Raw genomic sequence first — 16,926 nt, 5'->3', positions numbered from 1 at the left:
TCTCACGATCTCAAGCAGAACCGAGCTGGCCTCGTGGCTTGGAGTATCTGAGCGGCAGCTGCGCTATGTGGCGTATGCAATGTCTGCCGAGAAGAAGTATAGATCGTTCCAGATTCGTAAGAAGAACGGCGGGCAGCGCGCTATCACTGCTCCCACTGATGTTCTCAAGCGGATACAAAAGCGGATTGCTTTTGGTGTGGATGGTGTGCGAAAGCGTTCGTTGATATCTCACGGTTTCGAGAAGGGTCGATCAATTTTCGATCATGCTCGGCCGCATAAATCTAAGTCTTTTGTTATAACCGCAGATATTAAAGACTTTTTCCCGTCGATCAATTTCGGGCGCGTGAGGGGTGTTTTTCTCTCCGCGCCATTTGGATTCAATAACAAGGTTGCAACTCTACTTGCGCAGCTTTGTACCGAGGGTAATTGCCTGCCGCAGGGGGCTCCTAGTTCACCATCAATAGCCAATGTAGTGTGCGTGCAACTTGATCGTCTATTGGTTCTATTGGCTGGTAAGTGTCGTTGCTCAGTAAGTAGATATGCCGACGATGTCTGCTTCTCTACGGGCAGTTCAACCGTTCCGAAGTATCTATCCGTACGTAAGGATGGAAAGTATGTACCCAGTCAGGCCCTTCTGAAAACATTCAAGGACTGTGGCTTCGAAGTTAATCTCGAGAAGTTTCGTGTGGTAGACGGAAAGGATGCTCTCGTGACGGGGCTCAAGTATCGTGGTGGGATTGGTTTACCACGGAAGTGGCGTCGTCGATTGAGGACGGAGCTCAATCTTTTAAGAAAGCATGGCTCTGGAGCGAATAAGATCATTTCGGGCTGGAGCGGCGTTCAGGAGATTGCTGGGATCACCGAAAAAAGTGATTGCCCTGGAATCTCAGGAAAAATAGGATTTTCTCATTGGCTGGACGTTAAGGCAGGCAGCAGCCGAACGTTGAGGATGGCCCGGTCTTATCCTCAGCTTCGTAAGGAGTTTAAAGCCGTTATTCCTCATCAGAAAATAGACCTTCTTGTAGAGGGTGTCACTGATAAAGTTCTGCTTTTGGCGGCGCTAGCCGCGCTTCAAGTCAGAGGTGGATTCTCTGATCTCAGCTTTAACTTCCCGGACTCGGCAATGAAGGGAGGCCCCGACCTAGAAAAGACTATTCGTCTCATTGCTTCAACTGGAGCTCGCAGGAATCTCACTATTGCGCTTTTCGACAGCGATGATGGTGAAGTCCTAGCAAAAGTTGGCTTGTCTCCTCAGACAGGAATTTACTATCGCGCAGTCGCGGAGGGTGTCTACGTAATGGCGCTTAAGCCTCCCGATTGGGTTATTTCTGAGGTCTTCTGTATTGAGAACTTGTTGAGAAAAGATACTTTCGCCGTCCAGGATGCGAATGGGCGGCGCATCTTTCTCGCGAGTGAGTTCTCTGAGAACGGATTACACCAGTCGAAGAATTTCTACAGGATCCGGCCTAACAAGAAAGCAATTGTTGTCGATTCAGATGTGTACTCAGTCACAACTGGAGAATCCATGGCTTTGGCTAAGCATGCTTTTTCTGAGCTGGTCGCCGCCGGCGCAGCTGCTGGTGAAGACTATAATGGATTTAGGTATACATTTTCACTAATTCAAGAGGTCTCTTACGAGTTCGCGCTTGAGAAGAGTAGATAGGCGCACTTCAATTTTAAGTTGTTACCCCAGGCAAGTATTTTCTTCCTGTTGAGGCTTTGTTGTTGCGCTGAAATAATCGTTGAATTCATATTTCTCTTTGTTATGTATAGGGTTTAAGTGGATGTGAACTATCTTGCGCGCTGACAACCAGTGGCACGGAGGTCTATGCCATTCCAGCGATTTCACGCTAATACAAACACTTGCCTGAGCTGAAGTTCAAGCTGCCGCCCATTCAGATTGCCGTGTGTAGAACTCAGTAGTGTTGGCCGGTACATCTCCTGTTATCAAAAGCGTGTCGATTGCGACATTGAAAGGTACTATCCCGTCTCGAGGCCCATATGCCTCATCAATCAAATGAGATAGGGGAAGCAAGGATGGCGTACTGGTGGGTGAACCAGAAGCAGACGTTTGAACGGGCTCTTAAGGCGGGTTACCTGTGGTCACCGAAGACCAACGTGAAGGGCGACGCGAACCCCTTCTATGAGCACATGACTCAAGCACAGCCAGGTGATGTGATCTTTGCATTTGCCAACACCCGCATCCAGGCCATCGCGATCGTCAACGGCGCGCATTACGCGAAAGATCGTCCCGAGGACTTCAAGGTAACGGACAACAAGTGGCGCAACGATGGTTGGGCAGTTCCAGTGGACTATCACCTAGTCGATGCGCCACTAAAGGTGAGCGACCACATGGAACAGATTGGGCCGCACCTCCCGGGGAAGTACTCACCACTAAAGGCAGACGGTAAGGCCAATCAGGCCTACCTGTTCCCTGTGCCCGAAGCGATGGCTGCAGTCCTTCTTGGGCTGCTCAAGGTTGATATCGATGACCTGGGTGATTGGCAAGACGAGGTGCCGCTCAAGAAGCTCAAAGAAGATAGGAACATTGGTGAGACCGAGAAGGCACAGCTAATCATGGCGAGAAAGGGCCAAGGCATTTACCGAAAGAAGGTGAGCGATATTGAGAAGGCTTGCCGCGTTACAGGCACGAGCGACGCCAAGTTCCTGATCGCTAGCCATATCAAGCCATGGGCAAAGAGCGAGAACACCGAGCGTCTCGACGGCAATAATGGGCTGCTGCTGGCTCCCCACATCGATCGTCTTTTCGATCGAGGCTACATCTCTTTTGAGGACGATGGTGGACTCATTCTGAGCAAGCAATTACCAGAGGCGGTCCGGTTGAAGTGGGATGTTACTCAGAAGCCTCCGCGCGTGCCGTTCTCGGCGGCGCAGGTCCAGTATCTCAGCTACCATCGGGCCGAGCTACTGCGTAAATAGGCACGAAGCGTCGAAAGCAGGCATCCCCGTGATCGGGATGCCTCGCCGATCCATGTGTGAACGCGGTTCGGCAAGGGCGGCCAGCTACGGGTGGGCCGGCTTCTGGAAATGAGGGCCAGGGGATAAACCTGGGATCAGTCCCGTGCTTCGCACCGCCGAATCAGTTCCCGAGTTGTCGCCTCCAGTCGACGAGAAGCACCCGCGCGTAGCTCATCTCTAAGGCTAAGCCATTCGTCGCATTTACTGTGGAATGCCGGCACATCGACATCAGATTCCCACTTGACCGTACAAGCCTCCCGCCCGCCATCAGCACTCCATTCGAAATGTACTCCCAAGGGTCACAACTGATGAACGTGCTCACCCGCCCATCCCCATCCCGCACTCCATATCAATCCGGCGTCACTTCCCGCGCATCGCGAGCCACCCGCGAACGATCCGCCGCATAACTCGTCGTACTCACCTTCGCTATGGGCGCGCTCGCTCCGCCACAATCCGCCCACTCCAATGCGACATCAGCGGCACAACGCACGGAACATCAATCACCCTATCCGTAAGCAGCACAATCACAAGCTGCTCCGAAGAGTTGTCCACCAGCATCACGGGCTTGCCGTCGCAACTGACCTCGAAGTACCTCCCTCCGGCATACCGCGCGTGCAGTACCAAACTCCCGCGCACAAGCCGAACAGCCTCCTCGCGCATGACAGCAAACTCAGCGTCGGACACCTTCCGAAACGTCCGCAGTTCCAGGCCTGCCTTGGGTACATGCCAGCTGGCGATCGCCACAGACAGCGCCGCCAACAGCACAGCGCCATAGATCACAGGCTTCATTGGACGCTCTGCAGATAGGGCATGAACTAAAAGGCGAACGGTCAGCCGATAGCGCGTGGATAGCCAGCGACCACGCGACAGACGGGCAGGTCCAACTGTGCTACTCCCGCACCTGCAACCGCGCAGTCACCTGCGCAGTCAACGCCATACACGCCATCTTCAACCCCTCCATCACCCGATCCCCCAGGTACTCCTCGGGCGCGCCGTTCTGCCGCGTGCGCTCCGCAGCCAGCATCAGCTCCGCCACCACACGCAGCCCCGCCAACGCGCAATCCGCATCCGCCAGCTGAAGACAGCGCCCAGGCAGTTGATGCCGCTCCGGCCAAGGCTGGCCGTCCGCAGCTGCACCGGTTCCGATGCGGTGCAGCGTGGCGACGAAGGCGTTGGGATCGACGGACGGTCCGCGCTCGGGTTCGGCGTTGTCCGGATCGTACTGCGCGTGCAGGGAACGGAAGTCCGATGTGTTCATGGCAATGCTCCGTACAGGACAGATAGCAACGCCACCGATAAAGGCGGCGGACGGTGCGTGTCTCGAAAACCGGTGAATACCCAATCCGGCGGGTCCGAGGACCCCCACGCACCGCCCGCCATGGATCGCGAACGGATTGCCAGTCGGCGCCATCCGAGGATGACGCCGACTGGCAAGCGCAAAGCACTGGGTATTCAGACGGGTTTTCGAGTCCCGCGCCACCTAGTGCGAGGTGGCACGCCAAGGTGTACTCGCATGACTGCGAGATGCCAAGAAACCGTAGGCCGCAGAGGCCGCAAATGCTGACGCTTACGGCATTGTTGCATGGCGAGCGTGTGGCAGAACCCTTGCGGTGCAGTGGTTTCGGCCGGTGTTAAGTTATCGCCCGGATGCGCTTCAAAAAGTACGGTTTGTAGCCGTATAGGATCCCAAAAGCGACACCTAGCCCGCTGGGCTGATACGCGCAGCGTGCCGATTGCGACACAACTTAACTTTGCAGCGCCACGCCCGGCCGTGGCCAGAGCGCATCGTCGCGCTCCAGGTCGTAGTCGCTGCCGAACGCCAGTGCTGCTTCGCGAGGCGGAAGGTCTGCGTAGCAGCCCAGCAGGAACTCATCCATGCCGGCATCGCGATGGTCGATGGCGAACAGGTGGAGGAGCTCCTTGTCGAAGGCTTCCAGCCAGGTGGGGTCGATTCTGATCATGGGCATCCTCCAGTGAGAAGAGGAGCGTGGCTGCGATGCGTCTCACACGGCAGGACGCGCCGTCGCCCGTCCCCACAATTTCATTGTGGTCCGATTGCGTACCAATGCATGCCAGAGTAAAAGAGTACCGTAGTTACCCATCGCAACATCCATAGGAAAGGAGACCCATGGCTGCCATCGAAGACAATGACGCGCTGTTCGATTCTCAGTTGATCATCGGTCCCACAATCGTTGCGGGAAGCAACCTGCTTCGCCATCTGCAGGCGGCGGGCGAGTTCGACATCAACTCTGCACCCAATTGGCTGTACCTGCCCATTGAGCAGGCGTTCGCAGATGAGCTGGGATGCGCGCGCTATGTGCAGGAGCCGATTGATGCCTACACACAGGGCATGTTGCAGCAGTTGGCTGCCATCGAGGCATCGCCAGACGGGCAGGGGGCGCTTAAAGGCGACCTAGGCTCTACCGTTCGGGCAGTGGAGGCCGTGAGGATGCTGCAGGACACGGTGAAGGTGGCGCTGATCAATGGGGATCTGGTGTTGGCCTAGCGGAGCTGAAGTTGGGGAGTGCCAGCTCTTGGAGCTTCGGTGCATTGGGAACGTGCGACAGCTGTGTCACGCAGGGGCAACGTGCGGCAGGCGTGGCGCCAGCTTTCACGTAAATGAAAGGAGGTCACTTTCCTCTCCCTCAGGTTGGCTCTAGGCTAGCAATTAGGATTTTGTAAGGGATGAATATCATGGAGCAAATGGAGTCAACTCAGCCCAGGCGTGGAGAATTCTTCCTCTTGATGCCGGATACCACGCGAGGGGGAAAGGGGCACGGGGTAGTGTTCGAGAATGTGAAGAAACTTCGCACACCTCCACGGTTGATCCTGCGTCCTGAAGGGGGTGGATTTCCACCTTTGGCAGAGAAACCACTGTTGGTTCACTCGCCCAAGAAAGGGGGGCTTCCGGAAGATCTTGAAGGAGGAATGAGCGGTTACTGGCTCGTCTCGGAGCGCTTGCGCAACGCGTTCGTCTCTGTCGATCCCAACGGATTCGAGTTTGCGGAGAGCGAATACCGCCTCGCCAATGGATCTGAAGGGCCGCGCTACTTCCTCTGCGATGTGACCCGAGTGATCGATGCGGTCGATGAAGCTGCGTCAAAGCTCCGCATTGTTCGCGACGAGGGCTATCCCGGAGGCAAGTTTTACGACCTCAGGGGCGGGAGTTCCCTGGCGTTCCGAAAGGATGTCATCAGCCAGGCGCACATATTCAGAACGCCTTACTCAGGGAACCTGGTTTTCTGTGACAGCGCTTTGCGCGATGCGGTTCTGGCCGCCGGCATCGGCGGTAGGGGCGAGTCGCGAGGACTATCGTTTACGGACGCAGCTGATATCTGAGTCCGCTGATTGAACTCAAGGAAGAGGTCGCTCTATGCCGCGCAACAGTCCGATTCTTCAGAAGCACCATGTGCTTGAGCAACAAACCTTCAATAACAACGATTTTCTGCAGGCATTGGTGGACGCAGAGCTCGTTGAGAAGGACGTGTTCGAGAACCTGCTCTACATGCCGGCAGACAAGAAGCTCGCTGCTGCCATGGGTGTGTCCCCTCATGGCGGGGGGCCGATCAAGGACTATCAGAACGGGATCACCTTTTCTCTGGAGCTGATCGAGGCATCACCAGACGGCCAAGCTGCGCTTCGCGGTGACGTGGCTGCGATGCAGCGCGTGGCAGCTCAGGTCAACGGCCTTCGCGACACAATGACGATTGGCCTGGTCAATGGTGATCTTTACACGAACGCCCCTCTTGGCATGGATTCAGATGCCATCAGGCCGCGAACGCAGGCATTCTTCGGGAGTGTCGATCACTACGCGCAGGTCCACTCCTTGCAGTACGGTGCGTTGACTGGCATGAGTCCAGACGAGCGAATGCATCTTCTAGTGACCAAGACTGAATCGCGCATTGTGGCTTTGCTGGATGTCCATGATCAGTTCGGCACCAAGCTGACTAAAGGAAGTGATCTTGAGCTTCAGAAGAGCAGCTTGTCGGCGGCAATCTCCGATGCGCAACAGTCTGGTCGGATTGTCATGTCGGAGCCCGGCATCCTGAAAGTGGAGCGAGTGCTAGGTGAGGAGGCTGCATATCGCATTCGTGCGCCTCGCTTGCAGCAAGGCGGCATCACCATGGACCTCCTCCTCGGCGAAGCCTCCACCAGCCAACTGATCCGCTCCGGCGGCCTGCTCGCCTCCGGCGCCGACGCCGTCATCACCGCCCGCCGCACCTCGCAGTTGCTGGAAGAGGGCAACGGCACCGCCGCCCAGTCCGAGCTCACCCACGCCCTGGCACGCAACGGCGGTGGCTGGATCGGTGGCATGGCCACGGCATCGGTGATCGGCACGTCCAGCTTCGTCCCAGCCGCCATCGTCGCGGGCGATGCGCTGCTGATGAGCAAGGCGTTCGACAAGGGCGCCGATCTGCTCGACAACCGCGCCGTTTACCGGCAGACCGACAAGGCCGGCGTCACGTGGCAGTTCAATGGCCGCAATTGGGAGCGCCAGGCGGTCATGGACAGCGCGGGCGACGGCCTGGGCAATCCGGCTGAGCGCAGCGTTGGTGCCAGTTACGAGAAGGCCCGCGAGCTGGGCGCATACGCCCATGTAAACGCGGTAGAGCTGGCGCTGGGCAAGGTGCCGCCACCGCAGAATCCTTTCAGCATCCCGGCGCGGGACGGCGAAGGCCGTCTGGACAATCCCAACTGGCACCGCGATGCGCAGACCGAACAGTGGACGCGGCAGGTCAAGATTGGCGTGTCCGGTGCCAACGACCGGGGTGTGTATGAGACGCAGACCGCCAGCCCCGAACGCGCCAACGAGTTGAATCGTGAGGCGGTGCAGCGCATCGAGAACAACATCGCCAACGGCAAGGCCGCGATTGCCGCCAGCTATCTGGAAACCTACGCCGCTACCCGTGCCAGCGACTTCGTGCCGCTGGTGCCGGAGGCGGTGGAGCAGGCCCGTGCCAGGCCCGACGCCATCCAGGGCTCGGACAACCAGCTTTACCAGCGCGATGAAGCAGGACAATGGCAACACGCTGGCGAGATCGCGCAGGGCAACATGGCGCTGGAGTTGGAGCTGACCCGCACCATCCAGCAGCCATCGCTCAATCAGTTCAACCAGACCATTGCCGCATTGGACGCGCGGCCATTGCCGTCTGCGGCGGAAGTGAACCAGAACGAGCTGCGCCACAGCTACTACGCTGCGGGCGTTGCGCTGTCACCGGCATGGGAGCAAGCGATTGCCCTGGCCACTGCGCGCACACGCGAGCAGCACGGCATTACGGGGCCCACGCTGCAGGAACTGGGGCCTGTAGCCGAGGGCAACGCGGGCGCCTCCCGACCCATCACCCATTACCAGGTAGGCCAGGATGGCGTGGCGCGCGCCGTCGCGACCACCAGTACGCTGGAGCTGCAGGCGGCGTGGAATGAGGTGCGGGCGCTTGCCAATGAGCAGGCGCCGGTGCCGGACTCACCCGAGCTGCGCATTGCCGCGCTGTCGGCGGGTGAGCAGGAGGCTTACCGGCAGGCACTGCAGGAGGCCAATCGACACGGGGCTGCGCAGGTGGATGCAGGTCAGGCTGCACGAGCGGCCGCGCAGGTGGCACATGGCGACAAGCCATCTGAGCAGGGCGGGAATGTGGAAGTGCGGCCTGAAGAGCCTGCGACTGCGCAGCCCATTGCGCCTGCGGCGGTAGCGGTCACGCCAGCGGTAGCGGTCGCACCACCACCTACGCCCGCGCCACAGGACAAGCCCGCGCCTCAACGGCACGCCGAGCAGCGCGATCTGCCGCGGCGTGAGGCGGAGCCCCAATCTCAGCCCCATCCAAACAGCGAGGCGCCCACCGAAAACCGTACCGCCTCACAGACGCCGGAGCCCGCCGGGCCGATGCAGCCGCACCCGGCCGCACCTGAGCGCGCGACGCCACATGCCGCCGCGCCTCTGGATGCGGCAACGCAGGCGATGCCCACGCAGCGCACAGAGCAGGTACCGGAGCCGGAGCGGATGGCCGCGGTGCCTGCGGTTGCTCCCACTCCAAAGCAGGACATGGCAGTTCAGGAGGTGGAACCGGTGCCCTTCAAGGAGCCGCTGCCTGCTGAGCCTGCGCGCGATCCATGGCCTTTGGAGCAGGAGGCGGCACAACACGTGCCAGAGCCCGAACTGGCGCCATTGGATGACCTCCAGCCCGTCACTGCGGCTGTCACCGTTCCTGCCGAGCCCACGATAGCGCCAAGCCCTGAGCCAGCCGCGCCCGCACCGGATGAGGCATCGGCCACGAACCTGGCGCTGCAGGACCCTACGCAGCCCGGCCACCCCGATCACGCGCTGTATCAGCAGATCCGCGAGGGCGTGGAAGTGCTGGATGCCAAGCACGGCCGCAGCTTCGATGAAGTCAGCGAACGCATGACCGCCAGCCTTCTGGTACTGGCCAAGGACAACGACCTGGAACGGGTGGACCATGTGCTGGTGAGCAACGCCACGCGCGAACACCCGGCTGGGCACACGCTGTTCGTGGTGCAGGGCGAGCCCAGCAATCCGGCACATCAGCGCGCTGCGATGCCGACAGAACTGGCGGCGCAGACATCAGTTGAACAGTCACTGCAGCAGTTCGACTCTGTCAGCCGTGAGGCACATCAGCGGGCGCTTGCGAGTCAGATGGATCAGCAGCTGGAAGATCAGCGGGTGCAGCACGACATCCAGATTCGTGCGGCCAGCGGGGGATGATCAACGTGTGAGCTGCACTGGGCGACCTGCGAAAAGGACCGAGGATGAAGCCACAAGGAAAGCGCCGGATCTGCATGCTCGCTGGACTGCTCGTTCTTCTGGCTACGGGGTGCCGACCCGAGGCGGCTCGCGACGCAGGCTCGATCGCAGAGGCCCATCGTCCGGATCTGGTGCCGCTTGTGCGCGCCATGCCCACCTCGCTAATGGATGAACCATTGGCGGTGGAATTCGATGTGGATGTTCCCAGCAAAAATTCCTCTCCAACGCTCATGATCGGTATTCGCGTTGACCGCACGGATAACACCGCGGCGTTTGGGGCACTGGCCGATGTTCGGGCGTCCGGGTTCCAGGCCAACGTCTCCATGCAGCGCCTGGAATTGGGTGGATGGACGGACGTGCCGTTGCACCGGCTGGAATCCATCATCGGGGAACCTACCCGGACGATTCCCATCCCCGCCGATGGTCGAGTAACCAGCGCGTGGCTGGACGATGCTGACGTACTGGCGCTGCAGAATGCTGGGCTGGAACGACCCGGTGATACCTACGCACAGTTGGCCTTCGCATGGGCACGCAATCCCTCGCCGGGCCGATACCGGGTTGAAGTGCAACTGCATTCGCCTCTGACGCAGCTTGATCCGTATCACCCCGAACTGCTGATTGCCTACCTGCGCAGGCCCAAGTAGCGAAGCAGTCAGCTTCTTGGATTGCTGGCTGGTTCACACATTCAGCATGCCAGTCGTGGCCTCAACTTTGCCCTCCACCTGCCCCCCATCCCACCTATGCCATCATCCGCCCAGGACCGCAGCACCCATCAAGGCTGAACAGGCATGGAGCAGGCAACACGCTACACGGTAACCCTTTATCTGGCCGCCCCCGGCACCCCGCTGAAGAGTGGGGGCAGCTCGCCGCGCGGCCATATGTACCTGCAGGTGGCCGCAGGCGACGAGGCCCACAGCTACGGCTTCGCACCGCCGCGCCAGGCGCCGGGCGAAACCCGCTCCGGCGTGCAGTACGCGCAGGTGCGCCACGATGATGCCGACGAACATCTGGACCCGTACTACAGCCGCACCCTGGAAATCACTGAGGAGCATTACGGCTGCCTGCGTGATTTCGCCGAGGAACCGGCCGAGTTCGAATTCGACGTGGATCGCCCGGCCACCATCAACCGCTGCAGCGATTTCGTATGGGCGGCGCTGCATTACGCGGGCCTGCATCCGCTGCCGGCGCCGCTGGACGGCGGCAGCAACCTGGGCGAGTTCGCGGTGCTGTTCAACCTGCCGGAAATCCAGTGCATTGCTGCGCCGTTCCCGGGCAGCGATCTGAATGCCGAAACCCACCACGCGATGCCCGAGCGCGAGGCCGAGCATCATCGCCAGGGCGACCGCGCGATCGATGAACCGCCACCGACGCCGATCGAAGTGGCCGGCACGCTGCTGGACCCCTCACATCCGGACCATCGCCTGTTCTCGCAGCTGATCCAGAAAGTGGCCGAACTGGATGCCGCGCACGGCCGCCCGTTCGATGCGGCCAGCCAGCGCATCAGCGCCAGCCTGCTGGTGCTGGCCAAGCAGAACAATCTCTCGCGCGTGGACCACGTGCTGCTCAGCCGGCCGACGAAGAGCAGCCATGCGGCGGAGAGCATCTTCATCGTGCAGGGGGACCGCAACGACCCGGGGCACCGCCGCGCCAGCATCGCCACCGAGGTGGCGGCCAAGACCGATGTGGCCGATTCGCTGCGGTTGAAGGAGCAATGATGCGGCCACTGCGGCGGAGGCTGGTGTTACTGGCGATGCTGGGCGCGCTGGCGGCATGCCGTGCGTCACCAGCGCCTGAGATTGCGCCGCCCCTGCTGACGCGCGCACAGGCCGAGGCGCGCACGGTTGTGCCGTTCACGCGGGCCGTGCAGTTGCAGAAGGCCGGTCGGATTGCCGAGGTCACGTTTGATTTGCCGGCACCCCAGAAGCCGGCCGTTCCGATCCTGAACATCGGATTGCGGCTGCAGGATACCAACGCGCGACGGCTGCTGGATGCTTCGGAGAAGATCACTCTCGGACGTTTGCCAACGCGGCTGCACCTGGAGCGGATTGATGGCAGCGCGCCTCGTCATGTACAGCTCTGGCAGCGCACTCGCGATGGACGCGACTCGCAGAAGATCGCCGATGATGGCGTGGTCACATACCTGACGACGGGGAGCGTGGACATCAACAGCTTGGCCGAGGCCGGGTTGTACTCTGAAGACGTGCTCTATCGCACGCTGCAGCTGGCGCAGGTCGGAGGCATTGCACCCGGGCGCTACGTTCTGCGGGTGGACCTTGGGGAGGATCGGGCCCAGCTGGAAGGCCTGAAAGCAGAACTGATCGTTGGCTACCAATCACTAGGAAAGTAGACATGCACAAGGACGATGCCGAACGCTACAGCGTAACCATCCATCTGGCGGCCCCCGGCACGCCGCGCTACGGCCGTGATGCTGAGGGGAACAGGTTTCTGCTGGAGCCCTCGTTCGCGGGCCACATGTTCCTGTCGCTGCGCCGTTCGGGTGAACCCTTGCCGGAGAGCATGGGTTTCACCCACGCAGGCACCAAGGACGAGCCGAACAGGGGCAAAGTCGATGACATGGACGTGTCGGTCTACGACAAGCCCCGCTTCGAGCGCACGATCGAGATCAGCAAGGAGCAGTACGACCGCATCCTCGAGTTCTCCGCAGACCCGAAGAAACACGGCTTCGACATGAACTACGACTTCTTCTCCAACGCCTGCACCGATTTCGCGTGGGGTGCCCTGAACCACGCAGGGCTGCGCCCGGTGGGGCTGGCCGGGGAGATCACCAACTACGAGGGCGCTACCAGGGTCCTGGACAACATCCGCGCCGTCAATGCCATTCCGCAGCAGGTGAAGGGCAGCGAGCTGGACAAGGTGCAGTGGAACCGGATGCCGAAGCAGACGTTCCGCGAGTGGATGTTCACCGAGAATGGCGAGCAGTGGCGCGGCAGCAGTGCACTCGCGGCAAGCGGCACGCCCGCAGACCCGGCGCACGACGATCATGCCCGCCTCAACCAGATCCACCAGCAGGTGGCCGACCTCGGCGCTTTCGGTGCACGCAACGGCAATGTCAGTGCCAGCCTGCTCGCGCTGTCGAAGGAGCAGCAATTCTCGCGCGTGGACGAGGTGGTGCTGGGCGAGCAGCGCGGTGATACCGCACCGAAGCTGTTCATCGTGCAGGGTGACCGCAGTGACCCGGCACACCAGCGCGCCAGCATGCCGGCGGAGGTGGCTGCGCAGGCACCGGTGGAGGCCTCGTTCGATCGCGTCGCGCAGTTGCAGCAGAACGAGCCGCAGCGAGACGCGCAGCGCCTGCAGGAGGAGCAGCAGCTTCAGCAGAGCCACGGTCCACGGATGGCATAGCCGCGGGCGCAGCATCGGGGTCGAGCGTCGGCCATGCCCGCGCCGGCGCACGTCACGCCGCCCACCTGCTACCATTCCCCCGCAACCCCAGCCAGCCCACCCCGCGCAGACAGATGCGGGGCGGGCCGTCGCAGTACGGCCCAGCGAGCCAGGACACCTTCCCGTGCCCATTCAAGGACGCTCGCATGTTCCGTAATCCTCTCTTCCGCTCGGCCGCGCTGGCCGTTGCCGTTTCGCTCAGCCTCGGCGCGCCCTCGGCGTTCGCCGACAACGCGCCCGCCGCCAGCGCCACCGCCGCCGTACAGCGCCAGGCCGTGGCCAAGGGCCTGTACGAGCTGGCCTACAGCCCGAAGCAGAACGCCGTGTTCGTGGCCTCCTCCGGCGGCTTCGGTGACGACGCCGGCCCGGCCCAGGTGCTGCGCCTGAACCCGACCACGCTGGCGGTGGAAACCCGCATCCCGCTGGAGCGCAAGGCGTTCGGCGTGGTGCTGGATGACGCCCACGACCGCCTGTACGTGGGCAACACCGTGGACCTGTCGGTGACCGTGGTCGACACCGCACAGAACAAGGCCGTGGGCACCATCCAGTTGATGGAGAAGAAGACCGGCAAGGACGGCAAGGCCGCCTACACCCACGACCTGCGCGAGCTGGTGGTCGACAGCGCGGCCAACCGCCTGTACGTGACCGGCCACAGCAGCCAGCCGGACGTGAGCAGCGTGCTGTTCGTGATCGATACCACCACGCTGAAGGTGATCAACACCATCGACGGCCTGGGCAATGCCAAGGCGCCGGGCCTGGCGCTGGATGCGGCCAACAAGCGCGTTTACACCAGCAACCTGCTGGCCGATCTGGTGGTGGTGGGCACCGATTCGAACACGGTGGTGGCGCAGCACAGGATCGCCGCCGAGCAGCCGATGAACATCGCGCTGGACCCGGCCGGCAAGCGCCTGTTCGTGACCGACCAGGGCTCGGAATTCCTGCGTGGCTACCAGGCCAAGAGTAGTGGCCTGGTCAGCAAGCATCCGGGCCAGCGCGTGCTGGTGCTGGACCGCAGCACCGGCAAGGAGCTGGCCAGCATCCCGACCGATGCCGGCCCGCTGGGCATTCTGCTGGATGCACCGCGCAAGCGCCTGTACGTGACCAACCGCGAAGCCGGTACGGTGACCGCCTACAACAGTGACAGCTACCAGAAGGTGGCCACCTACACCGTGCCGACCCACCCGAACAGCCTGGCGCTGGATGCGAAGAACAACGTGTTGTTCGTGAGCATCAAGAACGGTGAGAAGGATGACAAGGGCGCTGACGAGAGCGTGGCGCGGATTCAGCTGTGATGCGCTGACGCAAGGCCCCGCGCCGTCGCGCGTCGCATGAAGAAGGCAGGGCGCAGGCCTTGCCTTTTTCTTTGCTCGGTTGCAGTGCAAGAGGCTGCCCGCTAGGGTTGAAGCCCATGGCAGGGAGCCAAAGGATCTGAATCATGCTGGGTATTCGCCGCTGGCTGCGCGTCGGCCTGATCTTCACGCTGGCGGGTGCACTCGGCGCCTGTAGCAGCCGCGTACCGGATGCGCCGGAGCCGCTGAATCTGATCAAGCCGATCAACGTGGCCGAGTCCGGCCAGGCGGTGCGGTTCGAGTTCGAGACGAATGCCCGCAACTTCCATCCGGGTCGCACCTATGCGCTGGAGCTTGAGTTGCAGCACCAAGGACGCGAAAGCCCGACGAGCCTGACGTGGGCACAATGAGGATCCCGTTCAAGGTGACCCTGCAGCAATGGGGTGCTGATGCCTGGAAGGATGTTCCCACCTACGACAGCTATCAAGCCGGGGTGCTCAATGCCGGTGAGCAGCTTCCGGAATGGCATGCATCCAGCGAATGGCGGTATACGTCGCCGCACATGGGCAGTGATGGCCAGTACACGATGAGCCTGGTTGCTCTGCCAGTGGAAACTGACTCCCGCTACCGCGTGGACGTGCGCACGGTGCAGAGGACAGAGGCACTGCAGGGCTACTCGGCCCGTTTTCGGATCCATGCCGCCCGACCCGCTGGAAAGTAATCAATCGCCTGGTTGCGACGCCGTTGGTCACCCGCTAGGGTTGAGGCCTATGGCAGGGAGCCAAAGGATCTGAATCATGCTGGGTATCCACCGCTGGCTGCGCGCCGGCCTGATCTTCACGCTGGCGGGCGCACTCGGCGCCTGTAGCAGCCGCGTACCGGATGCGCCGGAGCCGCTGGATCTGGTCAAGCCGATCGACGTGGCCGGGTCCGGCCAAGCGGTGCGGTTCGAGTTCGAGACGAATGCCCGCAACTTCTATCCGGGTCGTCCCTATGTTCTGGATCTTGAAGTGCAGCGACATGGACCCGGGCCTGACAGTGAGCCTGACATGGACAATGTTCATGTTCCCTTTCAGCTGTCCCTGCAGCGCTGGGTCGCAGGTGCCTGGCAGGACGTTGCAACGTCTGATGTCTATCAGGCACGGGCGCGCAATCTGGGTGAGCCGCTCCCCGAATGGCATGAGTCGGCAGACTGGCGTTACGCGCAGCAGGTATCGATGGACGCCAGCCGATACAGGTTGAGCATCGTCACGCTGCCGATAGAAATGGGTGCCCGCTACCGCCTGGATGTGCGCACGGTGCAGCCCACCGCTGCGCTCCAGCATTACCCGGCGCAGCTGCGGGTTCATGCCGACCCACTCTCTGGAAAATAGACGTCATCCCACTGCTGGAAGGAACTGAAGGATTTTTCTTATGGATAAGCCGCGCTACACCGTAGAAATCGTCATTGCCGCACCTGGTACGCCGTTGGTGGACGAGAGAGGTGTACAGAAAGTTGTGGACGGGGTTCCGCAGACATCCGGGCCCGGACACATGTTCTACGTGCTCCATGGGCCGGACAAGACCACGCGGAGTTTCGGCTTCGCGCCTACGGAGCATGGAAGCATGAACGGGCCGGGCGAGGTCATGAAGACCGATGCGGTCGAGTACAGGAACCCGCATTACAGCCGCACGCTCGAGATCAGCGAGCAACAGTACAGAGAGCTTGAGGCCTTCGGTGCGCACCCGGATAAGTACGGCTTCGATCTTCAATACAAGGACGTGCGCCACAACTGCGTGGACTTCACCTGGGAAGCGCTGAATCACGCGGGCATCCAGCGGAAAAGCAGCATCGACGTGAACGCGTTGGGAGGTCCCGCTGGCCAGCTTCTTCCGGATGTCCGCATTCCTCTTGACATCAAGGGGGCGGGCAAGGACGCATTCCGACCGCTGCGCAACATCCACGGCGTGGACAGCATTGATCCGCCGTTTCCGGACAGCGAGCTCAACCAGAGGAAAACCAATCCCATGCCGGAGCGCAGTCTCAAGCAACACATGCTGAGTGATGCTGAGGGCATGGGCGAACGAAGCGGTGATCGTCTCGCCTGGCACAGCAACGATCCGCTGCTTTCACAGATCCACCAGGGCGTGGCCCGGCTCGATGCAGAGCGGGGCCGCGACTTCGATGCCACCAGCGAGAACATCAGTGCCAGCCTGTACGCGCTGGCCAAAGCCAATGGCCTGACCCAGGTTGACCATGTGCTGTTGAGCGATCGCACCGCGCAGCCCGACGCTGCGCAGAACATCTTCATCGTGCAGGGCGAGCGCAACGATCCGGCACAGCTGCGCGCCAGCATGCCAACAGCGGTGGCTGCGCAGACACCAGCAGAAACTTCGTTCGAGCGTGCCGAGCAGCTGTCGCAGTCTGCACAGGTGCGTACGCAGGATGAGCTGCAGCAGCGCCAGGTGCAGGAGCAGTCCGGTCCGCGCATGGCCTAGCGCAGCAAGCGCCACGGCGAG

15 protein-coding genes and 1 pseudogene are annotated in these 16,926 nt (G+C 61.3%); 13 read left to right on the top strand and 3 right to left on the bottom strand.

Features of this window, described 5'->3' with window-relative positions; genetic code table 11:
- The first annotated feature begins 79 nt into the window (after positions 1-79).
- Both BN1263_RS20060 and BN1263_RS10105 read left to right on the top strand, forming a co-directional pair.
- Complete coding sequence (locus BN1263_RS20060) at positions 80-1,663, top strand: reverse transcriptase domain-containing protein (RefSeq protein ID WP_186008965.1); 1,584 nt, start codon at positions 80-82, stop codon at positions 1,661-1,663.
- A 389-nt stretch (positions 1,664-2,052) separates the two neighbouring features.
- Complete coding sequence (locus BN1263_RS10105) at positions 2,053-2,940, top strand: HNH endonuclease (RefSeq protein ID WP_186008964.1); 888 nt, start codon at positions 2,053-2,055, stop codon at positions 2,938-2,940.
- A gap of 465 nt (positions 2,941-3,405) precedes the next feature.
- Here BN1263_RS10105 and BN1263_RS10100 read toward each other — a convergent pair whose 3' ends face one another.
- From BN1263_RS10100 to BN1263_RS10090, 3 genes are all read right to left on the bottom strand, one after another.
- On the bottom strand, positions 3,406-3,768 hold the full coding sequence (locus tag BN1263_RS10100; RefSeq protein ID WP_058980922.1) for a hypothetical protein: 363 nt from the start codon (positions 3,766-3,768) through the stop codon (positions 3,406-3,408).
- Between the two features lie 100 nt (positions 3,769-3,868).
- Positions 3,869-4,237 (bottom strand): hypothetical protein, encoded by a 369-nt coding sequence (locus BN1263_RS10095; protein WP_058980920.1) that lies wholly within the window; start codon positions 4,235-4,237, stop codon positions 3,869-3,871.
- Positions 4,238-4,724: 487 nt separating this feature from the next.
- Positions 4,725-4,940, bottom strand: a complete 216-nt coding sequence (locus BN1263_RS10090) for a hypothetical protein (protein ID WP_186008963.1) — start codon at positions 4,938-4,940, stop codon at positions 4,725-4,727.
- Positions 4,941-5,107: 167 nt separating this feature from the next.
- Here BN1263_RS10090 and BN1263_RS10085 point away from each other — a divergent pair, with 167 nt between their 5' ends.
- From BN1263_RS10085 to BN1263_RS10035, 11 genes and pseudogenes are all read left to right on the top strand, one after another.
- Entirely contained in the window at positions 5,108-5,485 is a 378-nt protein-coding gene (locus BN1263_RS10085; protein ID WP_058980911.1) for a hypothetical protein, read from the top strand.
- A 188-nt stretch (positions 5,486-5,673) separates the two neighbouring features.
- Positions 5,674-6,318 (top strand): DUF1629 domain-containing protein, encoded by a 645-nt coding sequence (locus tag BN1263_RS10080; RefSeq protein ID WP_080398799.1) that lies wholly within the window; start codon positions 5,674-5,676, stop codon positions 6,316-6,318.
- Between the two features lie 34 nt (positions 6,319-6,352).
- Entirely contained in the window at positions 6,353-9,697 is a 3,345-nt protein-coding gene (locus tag BN1263_RS10075) for an XVIPCD domain-containing protein (protein WP_058980907.1), read from the top strand.
- Positions 9,698-9,741: 44 nt separating this feature from the next.
- Positions 9,742-10,380, top strand: a complete 639-nt coding sequence (locus BN1263_RS20450) for a hypothetical protein (protein WP_144435340.1) — start codon at positions 9,742-9,744, stop codon at positions 10,378-10,380.
- Positions 10,381-10,524: 144 nt separating this feature from the next.
- Positions 10,525-11,451, top strand: coding sequence for an XVIPCD domain-containing protein (locus BN1263_RS10065; protein WP_058980903.1), 927 nt, complete (start codon positions 10,525-10,527; stop codon positions 11,449-11,451).
- 35 nt (positions 11,452-11,486) lie between these two features.
- The gene (locus BN1263_RS10060) at positions 11,487-12,083 is read left to right on the top strand and encodes a hypothetical protein (RefSeq protein ID WP_260832936.1); all 597 of its coding nucleotides are present in this window, start codon (positions 11,487-11,489) and stop codon (positions 12,081-12,083) included.
- 2 nt (positions 12,084-12,085) lie between these two features.
- Positions 12,086-13,099: an XVIPCD domain-containing protein gene (locus BN1263_RS10055; protein ID WP_058980900.1), complete on the top strand. Its 1,014-nt coding sequence runs from the start codon at positions 12,086-12,088 to the stop codon at positions 13,097-13,099.
- A 185-nt stretch (positions 13,100-13,284) separates the two neighbouring features.
- Positions 13,285-14,430, top strand: coding sequence for a YncE family protein (locus BN1263_RS10050; protein ID WP_058980894.1), 1,146 nt, complete (start codon positions 13,285-13,287; stop codon positions 14,428-14,430).
- A 143-nt stretch (positions 14,431-14,573) separates the two neighbouring features.
- Positions 14,574-15,148: pseudogene (locus BN1263_RS21000) on the top strand (hypothetical protein).
- A 76-nt stretch (positions 15,149-15,224) separates the two neighbouring features.
- The gene (locus BN1263_RS10040; protein WP_019660872.1) at positions 15,225-15,800 is read left to right on the top strand and encodes a hypothetical protein; all 576 of its coding nucleotides are present in this window, start codon (positions 15,225-15,227) and stop codon (positions 15,798-15,800) included.
- 40 nt (positions 15,801-15,840) lie between these two features.
- On the top strand, positions 15,841-16,905 hold the full coding sequence (locus BN1263_RS10035; RefSeq protein ID WP_058980892.1) for an XVIPCD domain-containing protein: 1,065 nt from the start codon (positions 15,841-15,843) through the stop codon (positions 16,903-16,905).
- The last annotated feature ends 21 nt before the right edge of the window (positions 16,906-16,926 follow it).

The sequence above is a fragment of the Stenotrophomonas thermophila genome (genome assembly GCF_001499715.1).
GTDB classification, from domain to species: Bacteria; Pseudomonadota; Gammaproteobacteria; order Xanthomonadales; family Xanthomonadaceae; genus Stenotrophomonas; species Stenotrophomonas hibiscicola.
Note: the sequence above shows the minus strand (reverse complement) of the source record. Positions and strands in the feature narration are given on the sequence as shown.

Coding starts and splice junctions, on each gene's coding strand:
- BN1263_RS20060 (WP_186008965.1), top strand. CDS start 80: ATGTCTGCCGAGAAGAAGTATAGATCGTTCCAGATTCGTAAGAAGAAC.
- BN1263_RS10100 (WP_058980922.1), bottom strand. CDS start 3,768: ATGAAGCCTGTGATCTATGGCGCTGTGCTGTTGGCGGCGCTGTCTGTG.
- BN1263_RS10095 (WP_058980920.1), bottom strand. CDS start 4,237: ATGAACACATCGGACTTCCGTTCCCTGCACGCGCAGTACGATCCGGAC.
- BN1263_RS10090 (WP_186008963.1), bottom strand. CDS start 4,940: ATGATCAGAATCGACCCCACCTGGCTGGAAGCCTTCGACAAGGAGCTC.
- BN1263_RS10085 (WP_058980911.1), top strand. CDS start 5,108: ATGGCTGCCATCGAAGACAATGACGCGCTGTTCGATTCTCAGTTGATC.
- BN1263_RS10080 (WP_080398799.1), top strand. CDS start 5,674: ATGGAGCAAATGGAGTCAACTCAGCCCAGGCGTGGAGAATTCTTCCTC.
- BN1263_RS10075 (WP_058980907.1), top strand. CDS start 6,353: ATGCCGCGCAACAGTCCGATTCTTCAGAAGCACCATGTGCTTGAGCAA.
- BN1263_RS20450 (WP_144435340.1), top strand. CDS start 9,742: ATGAAGCCACAAGGAAAGCGCCGGATCTGCATGCTCGCTGGACTGCTC.
- BN1263_RS10065 (WP_058980903.1), top strand. CDS start 10,525: ATGGAGCAGGCAACACGCTACACGGTAACCCTTTATCTGGCCGCCCCC.
- BN1263_RS10060 (WP_260832936.1), top strand. CDS start 11,487: ATGCTGGGCGCGCTGGCGGCATGCCGTGCGTCACCAGCGCCTGAGATT.
- BN1263_RS10055 (WP_058980900.1), top strand. CDS start 12,086: ATGCACAAGGACGATGCCGAACGCTACAGCGTAACCATCCATCTGGCG.
- BN1263_RS10050 (WP_058980894.1), top strand. CDS start 13,285: ATGTTCCGTAATCCTCTCTTCCGCTCGGCCGCGCTGGCCGTTGCCGTT.
- BN1263_RS10040 (WP_019660872.1), top strand. CDS start 15,225: ATGCTGGGTATCCACCGCTGGCTGCGCGCCGGCCTGATCTTCACGCTG.
- BN1263_RS10035 (WP_058980892.1), top strand. CDS start 15,841: ATGGATAAGCCGCGCTACACCGTAGAAATCGTCATTGCCGCACCTGGT.